The organism is Alteromonas gracilis (genome assembly GCF_002993325.1).
GTDB classification, from domain to species: domain Bacteria; phylum Pseudomonadota; class Gammaproteobacteria; order Enterobacterales; family Alteromonadaceae; genus Alteromonas; species Alteromonas gracilis.
Map to the genome: position 1 here is coordinate 107,952 of NZ_PVNO01000013.1, position 21,996 is coordinate 129,947.

Genomic DNA, 21,996 nt, shown 5'->3' on the forward strand with positions numbered 1-21,996 from the left:
TTTAATTCTAATTTAACGCAGTATCAATCGTACTAACTGGGTCCTTTCAAGGAAGGAGAAAGAGTAGTCGTTCTTAAACAAAGTAGATTAAAGGGAACAATTTTGGTGGTAAGTGATAAGTTGGAGACAGAGATAATCTTATAATTTTTGAGTTGGCACTTAATATGCTTTAGATAATATGAACTCGCGGCGTTGCTCTACCGCAGTTTGAAATTGGTGGGATGTTTCGGTAAAAATAAAAAAAGGCCGAGACAATTTAATCTCGGCCAATTTGCTCACGTTAGGAGATTGAGCAAATTCAGTTTCTGTCGGCTGGCAGGGTTTAGTAGGATAAACTGGCCTCTCAACCAACACTTCTACACTCTCAGTCCTGTTAGTCGGCGCTTTCTCAAAGGAGCGGCCTAAATGGCTGCTAACCTTTCTTTAGGGGATGGCCTCTCAACTCCTTCCCAAATAAGCGCCTAATAACTAACTTTGGTCATTAGCCAAGTAGTGATAATGCAGCCTGTGGGCGCTGGTTCGCCTGGGCAAGAATTGTGGTACTTGCCTGCTGTAATATCTGGTTGCGGCTTAACTCTGCCGTTTCAGTGGCAAAGTCAGCATCTTTGATACGCGATCTTGCCGCAGACACGTTTTCAGAAATATTACTCAAGTTACGAATAGTTGACTGAAAACGGTTCTGTAAGGCACCTAGATCAGCGCGTAGGCCGCCAATTGCCGATACTGCTTTGTCTACCGCGGTTAACAAACGTGATGCACCAGCTTCGGTTAACACGTCGTCAGCGATAATTCCTAGGCCTGTCGCACTGAAACCATTAACACCTGCGCGACCCAGTGCCTGTGCAGATAAGTTTACTGATATAGTCTGCCCTGCGTTGGCGCCAACAAGGAACTTGGCAGAAAAATCACCCGTTAAAATGTCTACACCTGCGAATTGCGTTGTCGTCGAAATGCGCGATATTTCCGTGCGAAGTGCAGAGACTTCTTTTTGAAGCGCAACACGGTCCGCTGAGCTATTAATACCGTTCTGTGATTGAATTGCTAAGGTGCGAATGCGTTGAAGCGCCGTTGTAGTCTCAGCCATCGCTCCTTCAGCCGTTTGCGCAAGCGATATACCATCGTTTGCATTTCTTACCGCTTGGTTCAGACCTTGAATCTGAGATGTCATACGGTCGGTAATTTGAAGACCAGCAGCGTCGTCAGCAGCGCTATTGATTCGAAAGCCAGATGATAGACGTTCAAAAGCAGTGCTTAAGTTATTGCCAGTTGTGAATAATTGACGTTGTGCATTTAACGATGACACATTGGTATTAACAAATAGACTCATGGGTCTCTCCTAACAGTTTCGAGATTGCGCTATTGTTTTTATTATCTGCGCTGTAGTTTTAAAAATGGCATAGCCTGTGCTTTATTCAGGTGTCAGAGTAATCTGACGTTTTACCGGCACACTACCGATAAAACTTGCTATACAGAGAAGTTACTTCTCTTTGCTGGCTGGTGAGTTTGATGTTCCAGACCTCAAACCTCTCACTACCTCCTGGCTTCACTCTCGCCAGTCAGCAGTCCCTCGCCCAACAAACCTTCTTATTTATCGTCACTCAAACAAATTTTCTTTAGAAATTTTTAAAAATTTATCCAAACAAAGATAAAACACTGTTTTTCCTAACTTTAAAACCAATTTAAAAAAAGTTATCTACCCATCAAAAGCTAAATATTGACAATGTAAACTACTATTTTATTGGCTCAGGAAGTATAAAGCCTCTTATATCTCCCTTTGTAATAGTTATCGTCACTTTGGGAAAATTACTTTAGTGTTTTTTAAAATATTTTGGAGGTTTTTTAGTTTTCAGATAAAAATTTCTTATTATCAGCTACATAGGATCGGAGAAGCTTATAGCGGAAGTAGTATCGAGGCGAGATTGGGTATATGTCTGACGAATAAACACTAGGGTAGTTAAAAATTAAAAAATGCCGATGGTTAATCTCGTTTTGACCGTTTGACTACGTAAGTTATCTTAATCGAGAAAAAATAAAGCCGATACCTTATCGGTATCGGCTTTATGAATCGCTTTGTGGACTAGAGCACTACCCCCTGGCTCCACTCTCGATATAGTATTAACCAAGTAGCGATAATGCTGCCTGCGGACGCTGATTAGCCTGCGACAATACAGTTGTGCTTGCCTGCTGAATAATCTGGTTACGCGTTAGGTTTGCCGTTTCAGTAGCAAAATCCGTATCTTTGATCTGAGAGCGCGCAGCAGAAACATTTTCTGAGATGTTGCTCAAGTTACGAATTGTAGACTGGAAACGGTTTTGTAGCGCACCTAGGTCTGCGCGTAAACCACCAATTGCAGATATGGCGCTGTCAACTTTTGCTAAAAGACCAGAAGCGTTTTCGCTCGTAAGAACGTCAACACCAGTTCCTGTGATATTCAATCCTGTCGCACTAAAGCCATTAACACCAGCACGTGTTAGCGTTGGGCTAGAAAGGTTTACAGAAATAGTCTGACCTGCGTTGGCGCCTACAAGGAATTTAGCAGAGAAATCGCCTGATAGAATGTTTACACCAGCAAACTGTGTTGTTGTAGAGATACGCGAAATCTCAGTACGTAGTGCTGACACCTCTTTTTGCAGTGCTACACGGTCAGCTGAGCTGTTGATACCGTTTTGCGACTGAATAGAAAGCGTACGTATACGCTGTAGTGCTGTTGTTGTTTCAGATAGTGCACCCTCTGCAGTTTGCGACAGTGAAATCGCATCGTTTGCATTACGTACAGCTTGGTTAAGTCCTTGAATTTGTGAAGTCATTCGATCGGTAATCTGTAGACCTGCAGCATCATCAGCAGCGCTGTTGATACGGAAGCCTGAAGAAAGGCGTTCAAAAGACGTGCTCAAAGAATTACTAACATCAAATAGCTGACGCTGGGCATTCAATGAGGATACATTGGTATTAACGAACATAGACATAAAGTCTCTCCTACACTCTCAGTCCAGCGTGCGCTGGCTGTCGGCATTGCCGACGTTTTGTTTTAGTAGTCATCAAGACCTGAGGGGTAATTGATGAACTGGCTCTCTCAGAATCTGTATCGACAAAATGTAAATTCCCTTTAGGAAAAATTACGATTTTTGCCGATAAGCGGTAATATATTGCCGCCAAGAACCCGCAAATGCGTTTGTAACCATTGGATTTTTAAGGAAGATTTAAGGTGAAAAAAAAGTTGAATCTAGTTAATTTAATGCGTATTTCTAAGCCTGCTGCCCATAGTGCATTCACCGATTTAATTAAAAATCCTTTCGACGAAGGCGGTCAAACATTACTGTGTTGTTATCGCCTAGCAACTAATCACGTCAGTGCCGATGGTTTTCTCGTTATTCTGACAGTAGAAAAAAAGACTTTTCGCGTTCTCAGGAAAATGACAATCAGAGAAAACAATGCAGATTTAAGAGATCCTAAATTTTCTTTCGATGGGACACGGCTTATCCTAACTACTTACGCAAAAACATACTTAGCTACCGGAAAAATGGTCACCAAAATGCTGACTTACTTTTCAACTACAGGACAATCTTGGTCAGGCAAAAATAGTTTTGGTAAAAGCGGGTGGTGGTTGTGGAACCATGAATGGTTTGGTTTTGAAGCCTACGGATTTGCTTACAATCGGCCCTCAAACACATTATCTCTTTATAAGGGCGACCCCACTCGCACAATGCGGCCCCATAAAGAGGATGTTTTTAACCTAAAAAAGCAAGGCAAAGGCTACCCTAATGAAAGCACAATCTTGTTTGATGACGACGGCAACGCCTCGGTATTTTTAAGAAGAGATGCCGATACTTTCAGTGCACAATTTGGCACATCGAAGCCCCCCTTTACTAAATGGAAATGGCACGATTTGGGAATTTACATAGGCGGTCCTGCGGCTGTAGCAATAAGTAGAAATCGATTTATTGTCGCTGGAAGACACGTCAAATGGGAAACTAGAGAGTTCTCTACGAAAATTTGGCTGTTCAACAGTGACTCGAAAAAACTTGAAGAACTACATACGTTGCCAAGCAGTAAAGATACGAGTTATCCAGGTTTAGTAGTAGAAAACGACCGCCTGTATGTTTCCTACTACTCTTGTCATGTAGACAATGAAGCCCGAGTCTATATGGCGTGTTTATCCGGTGTCACTGAATTAACACATTAGAATTATTAGACAAAATCAAATAACGACAAGTTAGCCACTTTAGGAAAAGTAGCTAGCGCGGCACTTAATGCCGTTTCTTGCTTCGCAAATTCAGTAGATGCTTCGGCGTAATCCACATCCTGAATTGACGAACGCTGCGCTTTCGCAGCAATTTCCATATCTAGATTACTTTCGTAAGTACTCTCGGCTATATTTAGCCGGCTACCAATCGAAGCACGCTCTAAAGAAAGCTTTTCAAGCCCGTTATCTAGACCTACTAATGCATCGGCTATCGATTCTTGAAGCGCTGAATTATCTATTGTGGAGTCCATCAAAATCGTTTGAATTTCGTGAATAGACTGGGCCATGCTTTTTTTCTCAGGCGCATTAAAGGATAAGTCGATACTATCGCCAGGCGCGGCCGTCGCTTCAAACTCCATTCCCTTTATAGTGAAAGGCTGACCAGAGGTATAAGAAACTGAGTCGACAACCGTTCCGGTTCCTTGATTGACAAGTTCAGCCTGCCCTGACGCTAGAAAATTAATGCGATAATCGTTGTTCGCAGCATTTACCGGGTCATAGTTTTTGTCAAAAAAAGTGTCGAATGTTCCCTGCTGTTTAACCGATGCAGTGTTCACTGTAGCGCCAACAGTACTATCAACTGAGAATTTGAACCGTGATAGCACGTTTTCAAACACTTCGTAACCATTACTGGTTGATTGAATCTTCGAACTATTTGATAGCTGAACGAAGCTTACTCCAGGATCGCCTGCGAACGTGATGGCGTTGCCACCTGCTGCTGGGTTGTATTCAAACGCCTGGTTACCTGATTGGAAGCCAGCGTATAAATAGTTCCCATCAGCATCTTGCGTGTTCATAAGATCAAACACTTCGAGCTTAATTTGTTCTAATTCAGCCCCTATAGCGCGCTTATCAGGGTCAGATAGAATGCCGTTACCCGACTGAACGATAAGTGTGCGTGCACGGTTAATTGAATCGGTAATATTGGTTAGCACAGCCTCTTGCTGTTCAAGCGAGCCAGTGACCAGATCGTTGTTACGCTGGAACTGGGTGAGCTCGTCAATTTCTTCTGTCAAGCGAAGCACTTTTGCCGCACCAACAGGGTCGTCGCTAGGCGTAATTATGCGCTTGCCAGAGGCCAGTTGCTCTTGTGTCTTTGCCAAATCGCCCTGATTCTGCATAATCGAGCGCATGTTTTGGTCATAAATTTGATTCGTTGATATACGCATAAATCACCTACCTTGCTGACTGCAGAATGGTATTAAACAGCTCTTGAGCGGTCGATAGAATTCGCGCTGCTGCGGCATAGCTTTGCTGATATTTTATCAAGTTGGCCGCTTCTTCATCTAAGCTTACACCCGAAACAGACTCAAACCAATTTTGCGATTGCACTTTCATCGCTTCTGCTGAGGCCAGTGAAACATTAGCCATTGAAGCGTCTTCGCCAATTCGCCCAACCATAGACGCATACGCATCCTGAAACGTACGAGGCTTGTTGGTAGCTTCACTGCTCACCTGTACTTTATTTTCATTTTGAAGAGCAGCTAAATTAAGCGCATTACTATTGTCATTAAAGCCGTCTGTATTATAGCTAATTGAAAAGCTATCCCCGGCTTTAGGCACGCCATCTAAACTCAGATCAAACCCTGGGTCAGGGCTAATGCCTGCTTGGCTGATAAGATTATTTAAATTCGTTGTGCCAGTAACGGTAGCGAGCACCGTTCCACTTCCATCCAAAACATTATACGTATCAGCCGCCGTAAAACTGATTTGAGCAGGCGCAGAATTTAGAAGGCCTCCCGCTCCATCAAAAGCAGACGTTCCTATTTCTGTGTTTGATACGGAAACATCAATAATATTTGCACTACCTAAGTTTGCGCTATCAGCCCCGGCTCTCACGGGATTAGCAAAAGCTAAATCTTCAGGACGATTTGTCGCAAAACTTATTTTTGAAGCTACATCTTTAGTCGGCTGAACTAAAAATTCATTGCCAACGGTGTAAGGGTCGCTTCCCGAAAAGTCGATTTCAATACCACCGGGCAACTCGTTAAAACCAGGTGTAACGGCAAAGTTTGAAAAAATAATGTCTATGCCTGAACCGTCTTTTTTGGGCGTGCCGTCTGGGTTTAAAAACGTAATTTCTATCTCACTGGGTACCCCAGCAGCAACCGCCGTTACTTCAATTTTATAATCAGCATCAGTTAATTCAGCGCCCTTGCCTTCCGTGATCTGTGCTGTAACTACGTAGTCACCATTGGTGTCTTCATACGCTAAGCCTCTAAACGAGGGAATGTCAAAAATGTTACCACCGATTTGGCCATCTAAGTCCATGCCCAGCTTGTTTTGGGTATTCATAGCGTCCGCAAAGGCTACAGATAACTGACCAACGTCACGCATCGTTGGGCCTAAGACTTCATTTCGATAGTTGAATAAGCCGCCTAATGCGCCGCCAAGATCACTTTCTAGTATACGTAGGGACGCGTTATTTTTAGTTTGTGAACCAAAATCAGTTTCTAACTTGATTTCCTTGGTGGTCAAATCAGCGCTAGAGCTCAACTCGAAAAGATTAAACGCACCGTTTTCAAGAACGAGAGACTCACCTGAGGTAAGGTTAATGGTTACCGCGCCGTTTTGCGTTGTACTTTCCTTTACGGTTATTCCCATTATTGAGGCGAGCTCATCAATAGCCTGGTCTCGCTCGTTAAGTAGGGCACTCGGCTGGTCGCTCGTACTGTTGCCATTTGCAATAACAATGTTGCGATTCAAATCACCGATACTGCCTATCAGCGTATTCGCTCTGTTTACCATCGACGTGAACTCAAGATTGAGTTCTTCTTCTTTTTCAAGCATGTAATCCGACAAGGTTCTCATACGATTGTAGAGAGACTCAGACTTGCTAAGTACTTGCTCACGTGATGCGAGGTTAGTCGGATCGTCAGCGGCGGTTTGAAGCGCCGAGAAATATTCGCTCAACCCTTTTGAAATAGAGTTTGCTTCACTTGCCAACAAGTTATCAATAGCCGTTGTTTTGCTAGAAAATGCTTCAAGCTCACCAACAGCTGTAATATCTCTTCTAAGTTGGTTTTGGGCGAACACATTGATAATGCGCTCGGTGTTGCCAATTTCGACACCAAATACTTGGCTATTTTGCAGTTCAGTGCGCTCACGAACATAGCCTGGCGTGTTCACGTTGGCTATGTTGTTGCTCGTCGTTTGCAATAGCTTACTGCTGGCATTTACGCCACTTGTCGCTAATGAATATAAGTCAACCGAACTCACTGTATTCTCCTCACCGATGGCCCGAAATTATGGCATTAGCCCGCGAAGACGATCGCTGTTATAAACAGCCATTATCTTGCTTGCGTATTCAGGGTCAGTAGCGTAGCCCGCTTCTTGAAGCGCGCTTGTGTATTTGAGGGCATCAGACGCGTTGTCAACAGCCCGACTATAGCGAGGCTGCGTTGTGATAAATCGGCCATAATCTTCCATGGCCTCTTCTACCGATGAATAAGATCTAAATGCCGCTTTTTGTTTTTGCGGAAGTCCATTATTGAATTCCAATGTGTCCACCACCGCTTGTTCACCTTGCCACCCCTTGTTGGCCTTTATGCCAAAGAGGTTATGTGAACTGCTGCCGTCTGACTTATGAATTACAAATTTACCCCAACCCGTTTCTACTGCGGCCTGAGACACAATAGCTTTGGGATCCATGCCATACTTTTCTGCTATTTTTTCGGCTATCGGCATAAGGCTTTCGATAAATTGTTCAGGTGTCTCGAACATGGCGTCTTTTTGGGCTGACTTGCTCTTTATTGATTCAGAGTGAAGGGCTGCGTCTTGAGCTTGCTCGACGTTTTGTACGCGGTTTCTATTTAAAGAAGATAAATCACCGTCACTTCTAATCACGCTCGCGGGCGTATAACTATCTTCTGTCTGCCCTAACTGTTTTACGATAACGTCTGCAAGCCCTAAGCCACCGCCTGATGTTAGGTCTGTAGCGAGCTGCTGATCGTGCATGTCTCGATAAAATTTAACTTGCTGTGAGTTAAACGGGCTGTTTTCGTCAGCAAGTGCATCTTGCGCCTTACGCATAGACTTCAGCATCATTTGCACAAATATCGCCTCGAACTGCTGCGCAGCTTCTTGCAATACTGTCTCATCGCCTGACGCAATGGCTTCGCGCATTTTATTTATGCTGCCCATATCATGGACGTTTCGAGCCATATCAAGCTGAGTTTTTGTGCTGAGTGATTCCATCGTATTTATTCCACTTACACCCGTTAAATAATGATAAGTTCGCCACGTAAAGCACCTGCCTGACGCAATGCTTCAAGGATTGCCATTAAGTCACCAGGTGCTGCACCAACTTCGTTTACGGCGCGCACTAGTTGGTCAAGCGTTACGCCTGGCTCGAACTTAAACATACGGCTATCAGCTAAATCGACATCCACAATGGACTGTGTGGTAACGGCCGTTTGCCCGTCAGCAAAGGCATTAGGCTGTGAAACCTGCTGGTTCTCTGAAATCGTTACCGTAAGCCCGCCGTGTGTAATAGCGGCCGGCAACAAACGGACGTCACTACCAATTACAATTGTGCCAGTGCGGCTGTTAATCACGACTCTTGCCGGTGCATCTGCCGGAGTGAACTCAAAGTTTTCGAGGGTAGCCAAGAAGCCTACTCGCTGACCTACATCGCGCGGCGCGGTAACTCGTACAGATGCAGCGTCGATGGGTTTTGCGATGATGTAGCCATTTTCAGGCTGCGCGCCCAATCTTTCATTAATGGTGTCGGCTAGCGCTTTTGCCGTTGAAAAGTCAGGATAATGAAGGTTGAGGGTTAGCGTATCGCCATTGGCGAAACCGCTGGGAACCGAGCGCTCTACCATGGCCCCGTTTGGAATTCTGCCTACGGTTGGGGTATTGACTACAATTCTAGAGCCGTCGCCGCCTTGTGCGCCAAATCCGCTAACAACTAAGCTACCTTGCGCCACCGCGTAAACTTCACCATCTACGCCACGGAGAAACGTCTGTAGCAGCGTTCCGCCCTGAAGACTAGCCGCCTCACCTACTGAAGAAACCGTAATATCTATGGTCTGCCCTGGCTTGGCAAAAGCGGGAAGTTCTGCGTGAACCGCAACCGCTGCCACGTTTCTGATTTTGGGCTTGGTATTGGCATCAAGACTTATACCGAAGTTACGCAACATTGTCCTAAAACTTTGCTCAGTAAACGGGCTCTGTTCACCAGTACCTGGCAGGCCAACAACTAAACCATAACCTACCAGTTGGTTACTACGCACTCCCTGAATACTCGCTAAGTCTTTTATACGCTGCGCCCCCACTTGAGATGATAAAAGCAGTGAGGAAACGGCCAATAAAACTGATAATAAACGCATGTTCACTCTCCTACCCTTAACCTAAAGAGGCCACCAAGCCGAATCAAAGAACTTAGTTAACCAACCCTTTTCTTGAGCTCGTGCAAAACTTCCCGTGCCCGAATATTGAATGCGCGCATTCGCGACCTTGGTTGACACAATTTCATTTTCAGGGCTGATATCGGCTGGACGAATAATGCCGGTCAAACGTATATATTCGTCACCCTGGTTCAGTGTTAGCCACTTTTCACCACGGATAACTAAATTGCTATTGGGAAGCACATCAACCACAGTTACCGAAATAGCGCCATTTAAGCTATTGCTTTGGTTCGCCGTTGCGTCTCCGCTAAAATCGCGAGACGAGCTTATTCCAAGCTGAATCGATTCGCCGCCGATATTGATTGCTTGTCCCGCTAACCCGGTAATAGGGTTAAGGTTTACATTTGAGTCTTTAGCTGTACTTGTGTCAGCAGATTTGCTGGCTTGCGTATTCTCGCTTAACGTAACGGTAATAATATCGCCCACTCTTCTGGCCGTAACATCCGAATAAAGATTATTTGCAAAATGTGAGCGAAACAGCGAACCGTCTTCAACCACCGTTTCTCGCGGGTAATCGGGGATCACCGGCGCAAACGAAGGGTCGTTTGCCTGAACAGGTGGTTCACTAGTGCTGGCGCAGCCACCAATAATGAGCAGAGCAACAGTTAAACCTAGAATACGCATGATGCTACCCATTAAAGTTGCTGAATAACTTGACCAAGCATTTGGTCTACCGACGAGATAACTTTTGAGTTCATCTCATACAAACGCTGACTTTCAATTAAGTTAACCAACTCTTCGGTTACGTTTACGTTAGAGGTCTCTAGCGTGCCTTGAGAAATGTATCCCAATCCTTGCAGACCGGGGATGCCTTGAATAGGCGCGCCACTTGAGGCCGTCTCTACAAATAGGTTTTGTCCTGTGGGCTGCAATCCAGTAGGGTTAACGAAATCTGAAATGTTTAGCTGTCCCAATACCTGCGGTTCGGCTTGCCCTCGAATGCTTACGCTAATTTCACCATCTTGCGAAATAGTAATTTGCTGAGCATCTTCAGGAATAGCGACTTCAGGCTGAAGTAAAAAGCCCGCGCCAGAGGTCACAATTTGCCCTTGGTCATTTAACGAGAACTGACCATTTCTTGTATAGGCAATGGTCCCGTCCGGCTGAAGTATTTCAAAATAACCACGGCCTTGAATAGACATATCAAGGGCATTTTCAGTGGTTAATAGATTACCCTGGGTATGCGCTTTTTGTGTAGCAACGACCTTGGAACCTGAGCCTAGCATTAAACCTGAAGGTAATTCGGTATCGGCAGAGGATCGCCCGCCCGGTTGATTAATATTTTGATAAAGCAAATCTTCAAATACCGCGCGGTCTTTCTTAAAGCCCACGGTTGAAGCGTTTGCAAGGTTGTTCGACACCACTGCCACGTCAGTTTGTGCGGCATCTAGGCCTGTTTTACTAATCCACAATGCTGGATGCATGTTAACCTCCGACGTTGCACAAGGGGCAACGATGATAAAAATTCTATTACAAGATGCGCAGCAATTGATTACCGCGAGTATCAAGCTCTTCAGCCTGTTTCATTACTTTTACTTGAAGTTCGTAATGACGCTGTAGACTTATCATGTCTACCATTTCTTCAACTGCGTTCACGTTTGAACCCTCAAGCATGCCGGACATCACTTTGACGTTGGCGCTAGCTGGTGCAACTGAGCCGTCTTCCATGCGAAATAAGCCGTCGTTACCTCGCTCCATATCTGCATAGTTAGGGCTAACTAACTTAAGGCGACCCACATCTTCGATAACGTTCGCTGGTGCGCCTAACTGTCTCATCGACAGCGTTCCGTCTGAGGCAATGTTTAGGTTGTCTAAAGGAACGGGTAAGAAAATAGGCCCGTTATCACCAAGCACTACGCGATCGTGAATGTCTGTCAAAATTCCGTCGTCGCCCAGTTTAAAATTGCCGTCTCTTGAATAAGCTTCTTGACCGTTTTCATCTTGAACCGCAAACCAACCATCCCCTTGAATTGCCACGTCCAAATCGCGGTCGGTCTTAATCATTGGGCCCGACTCATAATTATTTGAGGGACTTTCTGTCATAGAAAAAACGCGGGTCGGCAAGCCTTCGCCATAAGCTGGCATAGAGCGCGCCTGCTCTAATTGAGCTCTGAAACCAGTAGTTTGTGCATTGGCTAAGTTGTTGGCCCTAATCCCTGTTCCTAATAGGTCTTGGGATGCGCCGCTTGCTGCAATGTAGAGAAGTTTGTCCATGACTGACTTTTGACTCTGATTAAACCTTAAACAAGATTTTGCAAAGGCAATGCCAATCTGTTGATATTTGGCACTATTGGAGAAGATAGAAGTTACTGAATTGAAATATAAAGAAAAATAAAAAGGCCGCAATGATGCGACCTGTCATTTTGCGGTGTTTTTCAGGCGCCTTTACACGCCTGAAGATTGCCGCTTTATTGCCTCAGATTCTGAAGCTTGCCGTTAACTATCGAATGTTAAGGATAGTCTGATTCAGTGAGTTATTTACCTCAAGGGCTCGTGAGTTAGCCTGGAAGTTACGTTGAGCAATGATCATATCAATTAGCTCTGTAGTCAGGTTAACATTAGCTTGCTCTAACGCGGACGAGTTGATCTCACCAAACGTGCCGGTTGTTGCTTCACCCGCTAGTGCTTCACCTGATAGAATACTCTCTTTCCACTGAGTGCTGCTCTCTTGTGTCAGACCTTGTTCGTTAGAGAAACGAACTAGCGCAACACGCACGATGGGCTCAGAAGTACCGTTTGAGAACGTAGCGCGGACCAAGCCGTCAGGACCGATATCTATACCCGTAAGACGACCTACTGGCAAACCATCTTGCTCTAGTGACGTGACCTCAAACGCTGATGCAAACTGGGTCGGTTCGTTCGGCGTGGCATTATTAACGTCTAAGTTGAAGTCAATACTAATTTGCTGCGTTGGATCTGAACCATTGGCCAGAATACCTGCGCCCAGCGCTTCCGTTTGCATCTTAAAGTCTAAGGTTGGCAATCCATCGGGTGTCTCCATACCTGAAAAATCACCGCCTTGAGAGAAAATAAGTTTAGATGCCGTTACTGCGTTACCGGTATTACCGCCAACGGTGTTAACCGCTGTAGCAGGATCGGTATCCGCGCCGGTAGAGTCCGTCATATCAACAAGGGTGTCGTCGATTGCTGTGGCAACATACCATTCGTTGTCTACACCTGCTGCGCCATCTTTTATAAAGTAATAAGTCATTACATGGCTATCGCCGAGCGAGTCGTATACGGTTACTGATGTAGCAGCGTTGTAAGTCAAAGGGTCATCAGGGTTGAAATCTTGTGGATCTAAACCTGCATCGCCAGCTGGTAGGTTCATTCGAATATCTACCTCTGAAGTCTGTTGCGGAGAACCTGAAGAATCAGGAATACGCACTGGCTCTGTCGTACTTAGCGCAACGGAAGCACTGGTACCATCCGCATTAACCGGGAAACCAAGAAGGTTGTCACCGTTACTATTTACAACGAAATTGTCACTGTCTAATTTAAACTGACCCGCTCGCGTGAAAGAAAAATCTCGCGATGTAATTTCAGGTACCGTAGCAAAGAAACCATTGCCGGTTATCGCTAAATCTAGTGATGTATTAGTAAACTGAAGGCTACCTTGTGAAAACTGCTGAGCAACCTCTTGAGTTAAAACACCGTCACCCACTTTTGTTTTGCCGCCTGCAAGAAGAGATGCCGCATAAACATCACCAAATTCAGCACGAGACTCTTTGAAGCCAACAGTATTTACGTTTGCGATGTTGTTGGCTGTTACATCCAAATCTTTTTGTGCGGCTGAAACGCCACTCAGTGCAATATTAAAAGACATTATTGATTCTCCTACTAACTGCCGATTTGAATGACGTCATCAAGATTGATACTGACATCACCATCCAAATTTAAAATTACGCCTTGGCCTCTACTTGCCAAACTTACACTTCCAACATGACGATTAACTGCTGTGTTTAGCTGAACACCTTCACCATTTAACTCTCCAGTGGCGCTGATAACATATTCACCGGGTGCCATTAAATTGCCATGTTTGTCTTTGCCGTCCCATTCAAACTCAATGTTGCCAGCACTTTGCGTACCTGCATCAATGGTTTTAATTACTTCGCCAAATTGGTTTTCGATACTTATCGTCATGTTTTGAACCGTCTTTTCGTTCACCACCACACCCGACAAACCGTCTCCTTCAGAGGCCATGAAGCCAACATTGCCTTGAACAAGCACGTTCTGACCTATCAGACTAGATGCTTGGAGCGCCTGGTTCGAGGTCATTGAAGCGGCAAACGACTCGAATTTTTCATTAAGTTGAGATATGCCATCAGCCATCGTGAACGACGTCATTTGCGCCACCATTTGGTCATTGTCTACTGGCGCCGTGGGGTCTTGGTTGGCAAGCTGCTCTGTAAGCATCGAGAAAAAGTCTTCCTGCGTAAGCTGTTGCTCGGTGCCATCGGCAATTTTGACGGTTTCTTCCTGCCAATACATGTCAGTATTTAAGCCGGTGTTATTTATAGTATTCACTGATTAATCCTCACAAAATTCAAGCGGCTAATTATTGCCCTTGACCAAGCTGCAATACGCGACGAAAGATGCGTTTTGTTGTATCAGCTACCTGAACGTTTGTTTCATAGGCTTTAGATGCAGACATCATGTTTGCCATCTCTTCCACTATGTTTACGTTAGGCTTATATATGTAGCCATTTTCATCTGCCATTGGGTTGTTAGGTGCGTATTCAACTTGAAGCGGAGCATCGCTTTCAACAATACCTTTCACCTGAACACCCGCACCTTTTGACTGATCGCGCATCGCATCTTGTAACGCTGTAGCAAAAACAGGATGACGTGCTCGGTATGTCTCGTCATAGCTGCTGCTAACCGAGTTTGCGTTGGCAATATTACTGGCCGTGGTATTTAGGCGTACGTTTTCGGCTTCCATACCCGTGCTCGAAATTTGCATTACGTTAAATAAACTCATGACTATTGACCTCCTGAGCTAAGCGCTTTTTTCATGCCTTTGATTTTTCCATTTAAAAATTCGAGGCTGGCTTGGTAGCGCAATCCATTGTCTAAAAATCGATTTCTTTCCGCTTGCACTTCCACCGTATTGCCGTCTCCGGTATCTGGCTGAGTTGGCACGCGATATTGCATGTCAAAGTTTGCCGCTACAGACGAAGGATTGCCGCTTAAGTGGCGATCATTTGTCCGCACTAAGCCGGAAGAAGCACGACTAGATGAATGGCCTGACGCCTCTTGCATTGCAGACTGCATCGCCTTGTTAAAGTCGATATCCCGCGCTTTGTATCCAGGCGTATTCGCATTCGCTAGATTCCCTGAAATCACTTCCATACGCTCTGTGCGTATCTTTAGTGCTGACTCGTGAAAGCCAACCAGTTTATCTAGGTTTATAGCCATACAATGACCTCTGACATACTTAAAAACATTTATGGTGACAATATTAGGAGAATACGGCCTTGCCTATTTTCGTTTAACTGTCGTTTGTGAAAATAGTTAGCAAGGCAAATGCCATAATGATTTTTTGACGGGAATTTTGAGGACGGGGATTCGAACTAATCCAAAAAAACTTTGGATATTCAAATCCCTAAGCTAGATCATTTTTTTTGGTAGTAAAGTCCAGGGTGGCACTTGACCATACTGTAGGTCGAGCTCGCAGCACTGATTGACTCGGAAGCGCCAAGGAAAAGTATGCCTTCAGGCTGCAGCTGCCCGGCAATTTGTTGCAGTATGCGCTGTTTTACGTCAGCCGAGAAGTAAATCAACACGTTGCGACAAAAAACGATATCAAAACGGCCCAGCGAAGCATAGCTTGTAAGCAGGTTTAGACTTTTAAAAGTCACCATGCGACGCACCTCAGGTTTAACCTGCATCATGCCGTTGTCGCCTTGTTGGAAAAAGGTTTGTCTCCGCTGAGGCGATAAACCTCTGGCAAGAGATAATTCGTCGTAAAGTCCAAGTTCGCACTTTTGCAGCATTTCCGACGATAAATCGGTAGCAACTATTTCAACACCGGCTCTCAGAGCACCGGGGCGCTGTCGTTGATATTCAAGAACAGACATGGCAATAGAGTATGGCTCTTGTCCAGAAGAACATGCGGCACTCCAAATGCGTATCCTTTGATTTTTAGTTGAAAGTGAGGGGAGCAAGTTATTCACAAGGAGATCAAAGGGATAGTTATCGCGAAACCACAGCGTTTCATTGGTGGTCATCGCATCAATTACGCTTTGAAGCAACGTTCGGTCAAACCCGCGAACCACGACATCAATCAGCTCATCAGCTGATTCATACTTATGCTTGTAAAGTAAAGAAGCTAATCGGCTGCGAACGAGGTACTGTTTATTTTCTCCCAGCACTATCCCACATTGCTTCTCTAAGAACTCCCGGAACTTCAAGTAGCTTGCTGGCGAAACATCTTTATTAGCCAATGCTATGTTGCTCCGTTATTCGCACTTTGTCATTAACCATTTTTGTACCGCAGTAGCAAGTTCATCAGGGTGAAATTTAGCGATGAAATCATCGGCGCCCACTTTTTGAACCATTGCTTGGTTGAACACGCCGCTCAATGAGGTGTGTAGAACAACATGCAGCTTTTGTAATTCAGGCGTATTTTTTATTTCCGCAGTTAAGGTATATCCATCCATTTCTGGCATTTCAATATCTGAGACTAAAACACCAACACGATTGGTAACGTCGCCATATTCCTCTGCAATTTCTTTCAACCTGTTTAATGCTTCCAAACCATTTTTAGCAAGCTCTATTTCAAGCCCAAGGGATGTGAGTGCTTTTTTAACCTGATTTCTCGCCACAGATGAGTCATCGGCAATAAAGATTATTTTATTTTCTTGACCTTCGGTTGTTAACCCTTCGGCCACTTCAGCACTTACCTCTGCGTTAAGAGGTGAAATCTCATTGAGAATTTTCTCTACATCGAGAATTTCAATAAGTTCATTTTCTACCTCTGTCACCGCCGTTAAGTAGCTGGCGCGGCCAGTTCCTTGTGGAGGAGGCATGATCGCATCCCAGTTTGTATTGATAATGCGTTCAACAGCACCAACTAAAAAGCCTTGTACAGAGCGGTTGTATTCAGCGATAACGATAAAAGAATTAGAAATATCTTCTATTCTGCGGCCTTTGGTGGCCATACTTAAATCGATAACCGAAATGGTTTGACCACGGATATGCGCGACCCCGCGAACCAACGGGTTGAGCTTTGGAATTGCGGTTAAAGGAGGGCATTGAAGCACCTCACGTACTTTGAACACGTTAATGCCGAAGCGTTGACGGCCATTAAGTCTAAAAAGCAGCAATTCTAAGCGATTCTGTCCAACGAGCTGAGTTCGTTGGTTAACTGAATCTAAAATACCCGACATAGGTCACCTCTAAAAATACTGGGCATGATCATTGCCTCTGATAGTAAAGATAGACAATATCACTAAATTTTTGCAGGTCAAACGACAGAAAAATGACGCTAGGTGTCATTTTAGTGAGTTTAGTAATCTCAACCTTCGTTGAGTTGTTACACCTGCCAGGGAATCAGCGCTTATTGAATTTCAATACGCGCTTTACGATTTAATCCAATGTGTCGCTGGACTGATGTTATTAAGCATAGTCAAAAACTCATAAACTGAACACGAAAAGTCATGATGAAACGAATAAACAAAAAAATATACCTGTTGCTTACTCGCTTGCTTTCGTTTGTGTTGCTTGGAACATGTTCAACAAGCAGCCTAGCAGCACTGTCTAATCACGAAAAAGTTGAACAAGGCGCCAGACAATATCTTTTAACTCAGCTTAACGACAGTGCGCAGGATACTAACATTGATGTCGATGTTGTGAAGATAGACGATCGGATAAATATTCCCAATTGTCCAACAGGCTTTGAATACAATGTTTCCCAAGAAGCGTTGAGCCAGTCCTATATTTCAGTTCGAGTTAGTTGCCAAAATAACGACTGGTACTTATTCACCAGTGGTCAAGTTACTCGCACGAAGGAAATAGTGGTTACACAAGGTGCAGTAAGCCCGGGAACGGTGCTTACACCTTCAAATTTAGCGCTGGCTAAAGTTGACATAAGACGACTGCGTCACACCGCATTTACCGACATGGATGGACTTATCGGTGCAAGAATGAAACGAAGAGTGACAGATGGCCAAGCTATTCAATCAAATATGCTATGCTTCGTGTGTAAAGGCGATAGAATAACAATTACTGCAGAAATTGCAGGAATGGAAGTTAAAACTGCCGGTATTGCCCAACAAGACGGCGTTGTCGGCGACAACATCAAGGTTTTAAATGCCAGTAGCAATAGGGCGATTATTGCAAGAGTCGCGAGCCCTGAAGAAGTCGTGATACACTTGTAAAAAGCTCGGTTATTTTCTACTTTTTTGAGCATAATTTTACTAAAGAAATTTGCCAAAAGGCCGATAACTAAACTGAGGCAAAAAAGGTAGTGAGGACTTAAAATGGCAATTAACAATATAAACAATGGGTTACCTAAAACACCTATTGATAATGGGAAGGTTGCGCAACAAAACCAGACGCAACAATCTCAGCAACAAGCTTCGGCGCAAACTGCACAGACTGCTCCTGCTCCACGTCAGGATTCTGTTTCTTTGACTCAATCTGCACAGCAACTTAGCCAGGTGCAGAAGAAAGGTTCTGAAGCACCTGTAAATCAGGAAAAAGTCGATCGCCTTAAGAAAGCAATTCAAAGCGGCGATTACAAAGTTAATCCTGAGGTACTTGCGAACAAAATAGCTAAGCTGGAATCAGAAATTTTTAGCACCAAATAATCGCGCTAGACAAACGATAGAGAAGACGTGTGACAGAACATAGCAGCCAAACAACACAGGCGATTACCAAGCAGGTAGAGCAACTCTCTACGCTTGTTACTTTGCTTGAAAAAGAGCTTCAGTTGATCAGTTCTCGCGATGCAGAGTCGTTAATGAACCTGCTTGATGAGAAGACGCAGCTGCTATCTGATATACAAACGCTCGATGGGCAAATTGAGCATATTATTCGCGACAAAGGGTCGTTGTCAGACAATGACGAGCTGTTGATGGAACAAGCGAACCGTCTTCTCGACGATTGTAAGTATAGAACACAAATCAATCAAAAAGCCGTAGAGCAAGGACAGCTGCGCCTCACACATTTACGCAATTTGATGATGGAAGTTCGCGCGAAAGAATCGCTCACCTATGACAAAAAAGGCAAGCCCAAGGGTGGTACGCTTGGGTCCGGCGTCAGCGCCTAGGCCTAGCTTTCTCATCTATGATACGTATGCTATTTGAGAAAATTTATGTTTAGTGGGGTAATGCACTTCACGACCCCACTCCCCACTTTTCCTCACAGCGTCTTAATATACACGCCTTATACCAATCCGCGATAACGAACATTTTAACTCTCGCTGAGTGGGTAATAATCTATGCGGACTGGTATTAGTAATACTTAACGTCTTTTACTCTTCTTGGTTTAGCCGTAGACAGATAAATGTTGTAAACCTGTTGCATGTCGAGAGAAAGCTCAGTTACATAGGTGTCTTCCCCTACCGGATATGCCTTGACAACTTCTGCGCCTCTTATAATTCCTTCAACAGAGGAGCGTAAGTTTTCGCTGTCTACAACAAGGCCAGACACAGACTGACTCCCTTCAATTTTTTGACCATATACCTGCTCGGTGAGCTCTCGATATGCATCTAATTTTGACGCTTTCATGGCCATAATAAGTTTCACACTATCGTTGTCACCTTGTTGGGAGGAAATCGGCGCGTACCCAACAGCCTTCAAAACAGGGTAAGAATCAGGCTCAACAGTTTCCCACTCAACATGCTTATCAACGATGCCACAGCCGCCAGCGCCAAGCACTATACCGAGAACAGCAGCTTGAATAATAACTTTAGATTTTTTCAATTTACGTAAATACATACGCTTAAACCTCAACTTGCATCGCTAATCTATTAATGATGAGTCGCATTTTATCTAGCAAAAATCACGAACCCTGCAACCTTGCGCTAAGAACGTCGACCGGCCTTAGCCTTACTTATGTGTAACCGTTATTTAACGAGCATGTAGTCAATGCGTTTGCTTTCGCTGCCACAGTCTACTCACCCTATCTAACGTGATGCTTTAATCAACTTCGTTGGCTAACTAACTAGCAGCCTTATTAACAGTAAGGGCTAGCAATATATGCGCCTATTTTGATCAACTGAATAATGGCGTTATTACTTGGCACTGTTCTCGCATAGTTCTCACGAAACAAAGGGGTTTAATCATACGCATGAGCTTATCTACAATAGAGGTGTGCGGTGCAACACATTAGCAAAACAACACTGGCAAGAATTTTTAATATCGCTGTGGCGCTCGTTTGCCTTCTAGCATTTTTTATTGGGCAAGCGCATGCCGCGTGGTATGAGGCCACTGGACAGGCTGTTGTCGTAAATGGTAACAAATCAGCTGCTAAACGAGCAGCTACACAAGAAGCACTTAAACAAGCAATGCTCTTTGCTGGCGCGTCTGTACAAAGTGTTGCAAAGCTAACAAACGGTTTACTTGAAAACGAAGAAATGACTATACGCTCTACCGGCGAAGTAGAGCACCTTGAACTTGTTGATGAAATATTTAATGGTGATGTGGTGACCGTTAGAGTAAGAGCCGACATTTTTCCAAAGGGAAAGATCTGCTCTGCACAACATGACGAAAAGCACTTTGCGACGACCCATTTCAGAATAAGGAATAGAGCCCAATTAACACAAGGGAATATTCCTCATTTCGACAAAGCTTTTACTCAACGATTTGCGGACGCTATGCAAAACCAAAGTGAAAACTTAAAAATTTCATATATTGCTCCTCACACTGCTAAATTCGACAGCCGCTATACCGACCAAAATATACGCACGCTTGCGGCGCAAGGTAATACTCAGTTTGTCATCATTGGTGTAATCAACGATGTAAGCATGGGTAAGGAAAAAGGTACTTCTCTCTTCTCACCTTGGCGTAACAGTGTCCCTCGCCGCGTTTTTTCCATGTCGCTGCAAGTATATGATGGAATCAATGGCGGACTTCTTTTTAATTCAACTTACCAAGGAGAGGAAGAATGGACATTTGATAGATTTGAAGATGTCGATGAATTCTCATCAACTTTTTGGCTATCGCGATATGGACAGGCAATCGATGGTGTCATTAGTGAAGCTATAGAAGATATAAAAGAATCTACCGCTTGTCAGCCCATTACAGGCAGAGTAATTAACGTGGTAGATAATCGTGTTTCTGTTTCTTTGGGCCGAGACAACGGTATCTCTGAAAAAGATGAAATGTACCTCTACCAAGCAAAAGAAGTCATAGATAACCGCGGCAGGAAATATCTCCAATACTCGCTTTACCCCGGTACATTTATCGTAGAAAGTGCGTTTAGCAATTCATCAGTAGTCATCTCTGATGCAGGGATAACCGCAAATATTCAAAATAACGATTTTGTAGTTAAAAAGTAGGTAAAGTTTTTTAAAGCGGTCAATTAGGAAATTTGGTTTCTGCCAAACGTCATGCTATATCTATAACAAAGTATTATCTTACATACTCATCCTTCAAGGTAAGAGAGATACCTTGTTTTAGACTTTCGTATAACTTGCTTTGTTAATCTATGACCTTTCATCTGCTCGCATCGAGTTGTTTAGCACTTATCGCATTATTGCAGGCCGCTCTGCAAATCGAGCGACAATACACCATTGAGTTCTCTCAACTTGAAAGGCAAGTAACCGAAAAATTTGGTGCTGATAAAGCCCGTCATGTGGAGGCGCTAGCTCGCACCCTAAGCAGTCTTGAAAATAAAAGTACTAATGAGCAGCTCATCGGCGTAAATGCTTTTTTTGATGAACATATCCAGTATGCAACCGACGATGTCGTATTTAATGAAAAGGACTATTGGGCTACGCCATCTGAACTTTTTGGTCATTCGCGCGGAGATTGCGAGGATTACGCCATTGCAAAGTATATAGCTCTGCTACACTTAGGTGTTGATAGTGCTAAACTTCGGTTAATTTACGTTAAGGCAAAAATCGGTAGAAGCCGAGTAACGCAAGCGCACATGGTTTTAGGATACTATGACTCCCCTTCATCAGATCCTCTAGTGCTAGATAGTTTAGTGTCGAACGTTTTACCCGGCTCTCAACGAACTGACCTAATACCTGTATTTAGTTTCAATGACTCAGGTATTTGGCAACCCGGTCAAAAAACGCAAGTTTCATCGTCAACAAGCAGGCTGTCACGGTGGCGAGATGTTATTGAGCGTATGAAGAAAGAAGGGATTAGCAGAAGGTCATAAATATT

General features: G+C 44.2%; 22 protein-coding genes. 6 read left to right on the top strand and 16 right to left on the bottom strand.

What is annotated here, in order from left to right; all coding sequences use genetic code 11:
* Window positions 1-481: 481 nt before the first annotated feature.
* Together C6Y39_RS05125 and C6Y39_RS05130 are read right to left on the bottom strand one after the other, a co-directional pair.
* Entirely contained in the window at window positions 482-1,327 is an 846-nt protein-coding gene (locus tag C6Y39_RS05125; protein ID WP_105930240.1) for a flagellin N-terminal helical domain-containing protein, read from the bottom strand.
* 788 nt (window positions 1,328-2,115) lie between these two features.
* Window positions 2,116-2,967 carry a flagellin N-terminal helical domain-containing protein gene (locus tag C6Y39_RS05130; protein WP_105930241.1) on the bottom strand — a complete coding sequence of 284 codons (852 nt, stop codon included), beginning with the start codon at window positions 2,965-2,967 and terminating at the stop codon, window positions 2,116-2,118.
* Between the two features lie 239 nt (window positions 2,968-3,206).
* Between C6Y39_RS05130 and C6Y39_RS05135 the strand changes: the two genes are divergently transcribed.
* Entirely contained in the window at window positions 3,207-4,184 is a 978-nt protein-coding gene (locus C6Y39_RS05135; protein WP_105930242.1) for a hypothetical protein, read from the top strand.
* A 5-nt stretch (window positions 4,185-4,189) separates the two neighbouring features.
* On the opposite strand, the gene flgL is transcribed toward C6Y39_RS05135, so the two are convergent.
* From flgL to C6Y39_RS05200, 13 genes are all read right to left on the bottom strand, one after another.
* Window positions 4,190-5,413 (bottom strand): flagellar hook-associated protein FlgL, encoded by a 1,224-nt coding sequence (gene flgL, locus C6Y39_RS05140; protein WP_105930243.1) that lies wholly within the window; start codon window positions 5,411-5,413, stop codon window positions 4,190-4,192.
* Window positions 5,414-5,420: 7 nt separating this feature from the next.
* Window positions 5,421-7,463 carry a flagellar hook-associated protein FlgK gene (flgK, locus tag C6Y39_RS05145; protein ID WP_105930244.1) on the bottom strand — a complete coding sequence of 681 codons (2,043 nt, stop codon included), beginning with the start codon at window positions 7,461-7,463 and terminating at the stop codon, window positions 5,421-5,423.
* 27 nt (window positions 7,464-7,490) lie between these two features.
* Complete coding sequence (gene flgJ, locus C6Y39_RS05150) at window positions 7,491-8,441, bottom strand: flagellar assembly peptidoglycan hydrolase FlgJ (protein WP_105930245.1); 951 nt, start codon at window positions 8,439-8,441, stop codon at window positions 7,491-7,493.
* Between the two features lie 23 nt (window positions 8,442-8,464).
* Window positions 8,465-9,577, bottom strand: coding sequence for a flagellar basal body P-ring protein FlgI (locus C6Y39_RS05155; RefSeq protein ID WP_105930246.1), 1,113 nt, complete (start codon window positions 9,575-9,577; stop codon window positions 8,465-8,467).
* A 21-nt stretch (window positions 9,578-9,598) separates the two neighbouring features.
* Complete coding sequence (flgH, locus tag C6Y39_RS05160; protein ID WP_105930272.1) at window positions 9,599-10,279, bottom strand: flagellar basal body L-ring protein FlgH; 681 nt, start codon at window positions 10,277-10,279, stop codon at window positions 9,599-9,601.
* A gap of 11 nt (window positions 10,280-10,290) precedes the next feature.
* On the bottom strand, window positions 10,291-11,079 hold the full coding sequence (gene flgG / locus C6Y39_RS05165) for a flagellar basal-body rod protein FlgG (protein WP_105930247.1): 789 nt from the start codon (window positions 11,077-11,079) through the stop codon (window positions 10,291-10,293).
* A 46-nt stretch (window positions 11,080-11,125) separates the two neighbouring features.
* The gene (locus C6Y39_RS05170; RefSeq protein WP_105930248.1) at window positions 11,126-11,869 is read right to left on the bottom strand and encodes a flagellar basal body rod protein FlgF; all 744 of its coding nucleotides are present in this window, start codon (window positions 11,867-11,869) and stop codon (window positions 11,126-11,128) included.
* Between the two features lie 226 nt (window positions 11,870-12,095).
* Window positions 12,096-13,481, bottom strand: a complete 1,386-nt coding sequence (flgE, locus tag C6Y39_RS05175) for a flagellar hook protein FlgE (protein WP_105930249.1) — start codon at window positions 13,479-13,481, stop codon at window positions 12,096-12,098.
* A 14-nt stretch (window positions 13,482-13,495) separates the two neighbouring features.
* Window positions 13,496-14,182: a flagellar hook assembly protein FlgD gene (locus C6Y39_RS05180; RefSeq protein ID WP_105930250.1), complete on the bottom strand. Its 687-nt coding sequence runs from the start codon at window positions 14,180-14,182 to the stop codon at window positions 13,496-13,498.
* Window positions 14,183-14,213: 31 nt separating this feature from the next.
* Window positions 14,214-14,636 (bottom strand): flagellar basal body rod protein FlgC, encoded by a 423-nt coding sequence (gene flgC, locus C6Y39_RS05185; RefSeq protein WP_105930251.1) that lies wholly within the window; start codon window positions 14,634-14,636, stop codon window positions 14,214-14,216.
* Between the two features lie 2 nt (window positions 14,637-14,638).
* Window positions 14,639-15,073 carry a flagellar basal body rod protein FlgB gene (flgB, locus tag C6Y39_RS05190; RefSeq protein WP_105930252.1) on the bottom strand — a complete coding sequence of 145 codons (435 nt, stop codon included), beginning with the start codon at window positions 15,071-15,073 and terminating at the stop codon, window positions 14,639-14,641.
* Window positions 15,074-15,270: 197 nt separating this feature from the next.
* Window positions 15,271-16,101: a CheR family methyltransferase gene (locus C6Y39_RS05195; RefSeq protein WP_105930253.1), complete on the bottom strand. Its 831-nt coding sequence runs from the start codon at window positions 16,099-16,101 to the stop codon at window positions 15,271-15,273.
* A 15-nt stretch (window positions 16,102-16,116) separates the two neighbouring features.
* Window positions 16,117-17,046 carry a chemotaxis protein CheV gene (locus tag C6Y39_RS05200; protein ID WP_105930254.1) on the bottom strand — a complete coding sequence of 310 codons (930 nt, stop codon included), beginning with the start codon at window positions 17,044-17,046 and terminating at the stop codon, window positions 16,117-16,119.
* 270 nt (window positions 17,047-17,316) lie between these two features.
* Between C6Y39_RS05200 and flgA the strand changes: the two genes are divergently transcribed.
* From flgA to flgN, 3 genes are all read left to right on the top strand, one after another.
* Window positions 17,317-18,036 carry a flagellar basal body P-ring formation chaperone FlgA gene (gene flgA / locus C6Y39_RS05205; RefSeq protein ID WP_240618814.1) on the top strand — a complete coding sequence of 240 codons (720 nt, stop codon included), beginning with the start codon at window positions 17,317-17,319 and terminating at the stop codon, window positions 18,034-18,036.
* A gap of 102 nt (window positions 18,037-18,138) precedes the next feature.
* Window positions 18,139-18,468, top strand: coding sequence for a flagellar biosynthesis anti-sigma factor FlgM (gene flgM / locus C6Y39_RS05210; protein ID WP_105930255.1), 330 nt, complete (start codon window positions 18,139-18,141; stop codon window positions 18,466-18,468).
* 29 nt (window positions 18,469-18,497) lie between these two features.
* Entirely contained in the window at window positions 18,498-18,929 is a 432-nt protein-coding gene (flgN, locus tag C6Y39_RS05215) for a flagellar export chaperone FlgN (RefSeq protein ID WP_105930256.1), read from the top strand.
* Between the two features lie 184 nt (window positions 18,930-19,113).
* Here the strand turns inward: flgN and C6Y39_RS05220 are convergent, their stop codons facing one another.
* Complete coding sequence (locus C6Y39_RS05220; protein WP_105930257.1) at window positions 19,114-19,599, bottom strand: LPP20 family lipoprotein; 486 nt, start codon at window positions 19,597-19,599, stop codon at window positions 19,114-19,116.
* A 380-nt stretch (window positions 19,600-19,979) separates the two neighbouring features.
* On the opposite strand from C6Y39_RS05220, the gene C6Y39_RS05225 reads away from it, so the two are divergent.
* Together C6Y39_RS05225 and C6Y39_RS05230 are read left to right on the top strand one after the other, a co-directional pair.
* The gene (locus C6Y39_RS05225; RefSeq protein ID WP_105930258.1) at window positions 19,980-21,161 is read left to right on the top strand and encodes a flagellar assembly protein T N-terminal domain-containing protein; all 1,182 of its coding nucleotides are present in this window, start codon (window positions 19,980-19,982) and stop codon (window positions 21,159-21,161) included.
* Window positions 21,162-21,310: 149 nt separating this feature from the next.
* Window positions 21,311-21,991: a transglutaminase-like cysteine peptidase gene (locus C6Y39_RS05230; protein WP_105930259.1), complete on the top strand. Its 681-nt coding sequence runs from the start codon at window positions 21,311-21,313 to the stop codon at window positions 21,989-21,991.
* The last annotated feature ends 5 nt before the right edge of the window (window positions 21,992-21,996 follow it).

What these genes read in the sequence shown, in the direction of transcription:
- C6Y39_RS05220 (WP_105930257.1), bottom strand. Translation starts at nt 19,599, where the DNA reads ATGTATTTACGTAAATTGAAAAAATCTAAAGTTATTATTCAAGCTGCT.
- flgJ (WP_105930245.1), bottom strand. Translation starts at nt 8,441, where the DNA reads ATGGAATCACTCAGCACAAAAACTCAGCTTGATATGGCTCGAAACGTC.
- C6Y39_RS05125 (WP_105930240.1), bottom strand. Translation starts at nt 1,327, where the DNA reads ATGAGTCTATTTGTTAATACCAATGTGTCATCGTTAAATGCACAACGT.
- flgC (WP_105930251.1), bottom strand. Translation starts at nt 14,636, where the DNA reads ATGAGTTTATTTAACGTAATGCAAATTTCGAGCACGGGTATGGAAGCC.
- flgH (WP_105930272.1), bottom strand. Translation starts at nt 10,279, where the DNA reads ATGCGTATTCTAGGTTTAACTGTTGCTCTGCTCATTATTGGTGGCTGC.
- flgB (WP_105930252.1), bottom strand. Translation starts at nt 15,073, where the DNA reads ATGGCTATAAACCTAGATAAACTGGTTGGCTTTCACGAGTCAGCACTA.
- C6Y39_RS05170 (WP_105930248.1), bottom strand. Translation starts at nt 11,869, where the DNA reads ATGGACAAACTTCTCTACATTGCAGCAAGCGGCGCATCCCAAGACCTA.
- flgG (WP_105930247.1), bottom strand. Translation starts at nt 11,079, where the DNA reads ATGCATCCAGCATTGTGGATTAGTAAAACAGGCCTAGATGCCGCACAA.
- flgE (WP_105930249.1), bottom strand. Translation starts at nt 13,481, where the DNA reads ATGTCTTTTAATATTGCACTGAGTGGCGTTTCAGCCGCACAAAAAGAT.
- C6Y39_RS05200 (WP_105930254.1), bottom strand. Translation starts at nt 17,046, where the DNA reads ATGTCGGGTATTTTAGATTCAGTTAACCAACGAACTCAGCTCGTTGGA.
- flgL (WP_105930243.1), bottom strand. Translation starts at nt 5,413, where the DNA reads ATGCGTATATCAACGAATCAAATTTATGACCAAAACATGCGCTCGATT.
- C6Y39_RS05230 (WP_105930259.1), top strand. Translation starts at nt 21,311, where the DNA reads ATGACCTTTCATCTGCTCGCATCGAGTTGTTTAGCACTTATCGCATTA.
- C6Y39_RS05155 (WP_105930246.1), bottom strand. Translation starts at nt 9,577, where the DNA reads ATGCGTTTATTATCAGTTTTATTGGCCGTTTCCTCACTGCTTTTATCA.
- flgA (WP_240618814.1), top strand. Translation starts at nt 17,317, where the DNA reads ATGATGAAACGAATAAACAAAAAAATATACCTGTTGCTTACTCGCTTG.
- flgM (WP_105930255.1), top strand. Translation starts at nt 18,139, where the DNA reads ATGGCAATTAACAATATAAACAATGGGTTACCTAAAACACCTATTGAT.
- C6Y39_RS05130 (WP_105930241.1), bottom strand. Translation starts at nt 2,967, where the DNA reads ATGTCTATGTTCGTTAATACCAATGTATCCTCATTGAATGCCCAGCGT.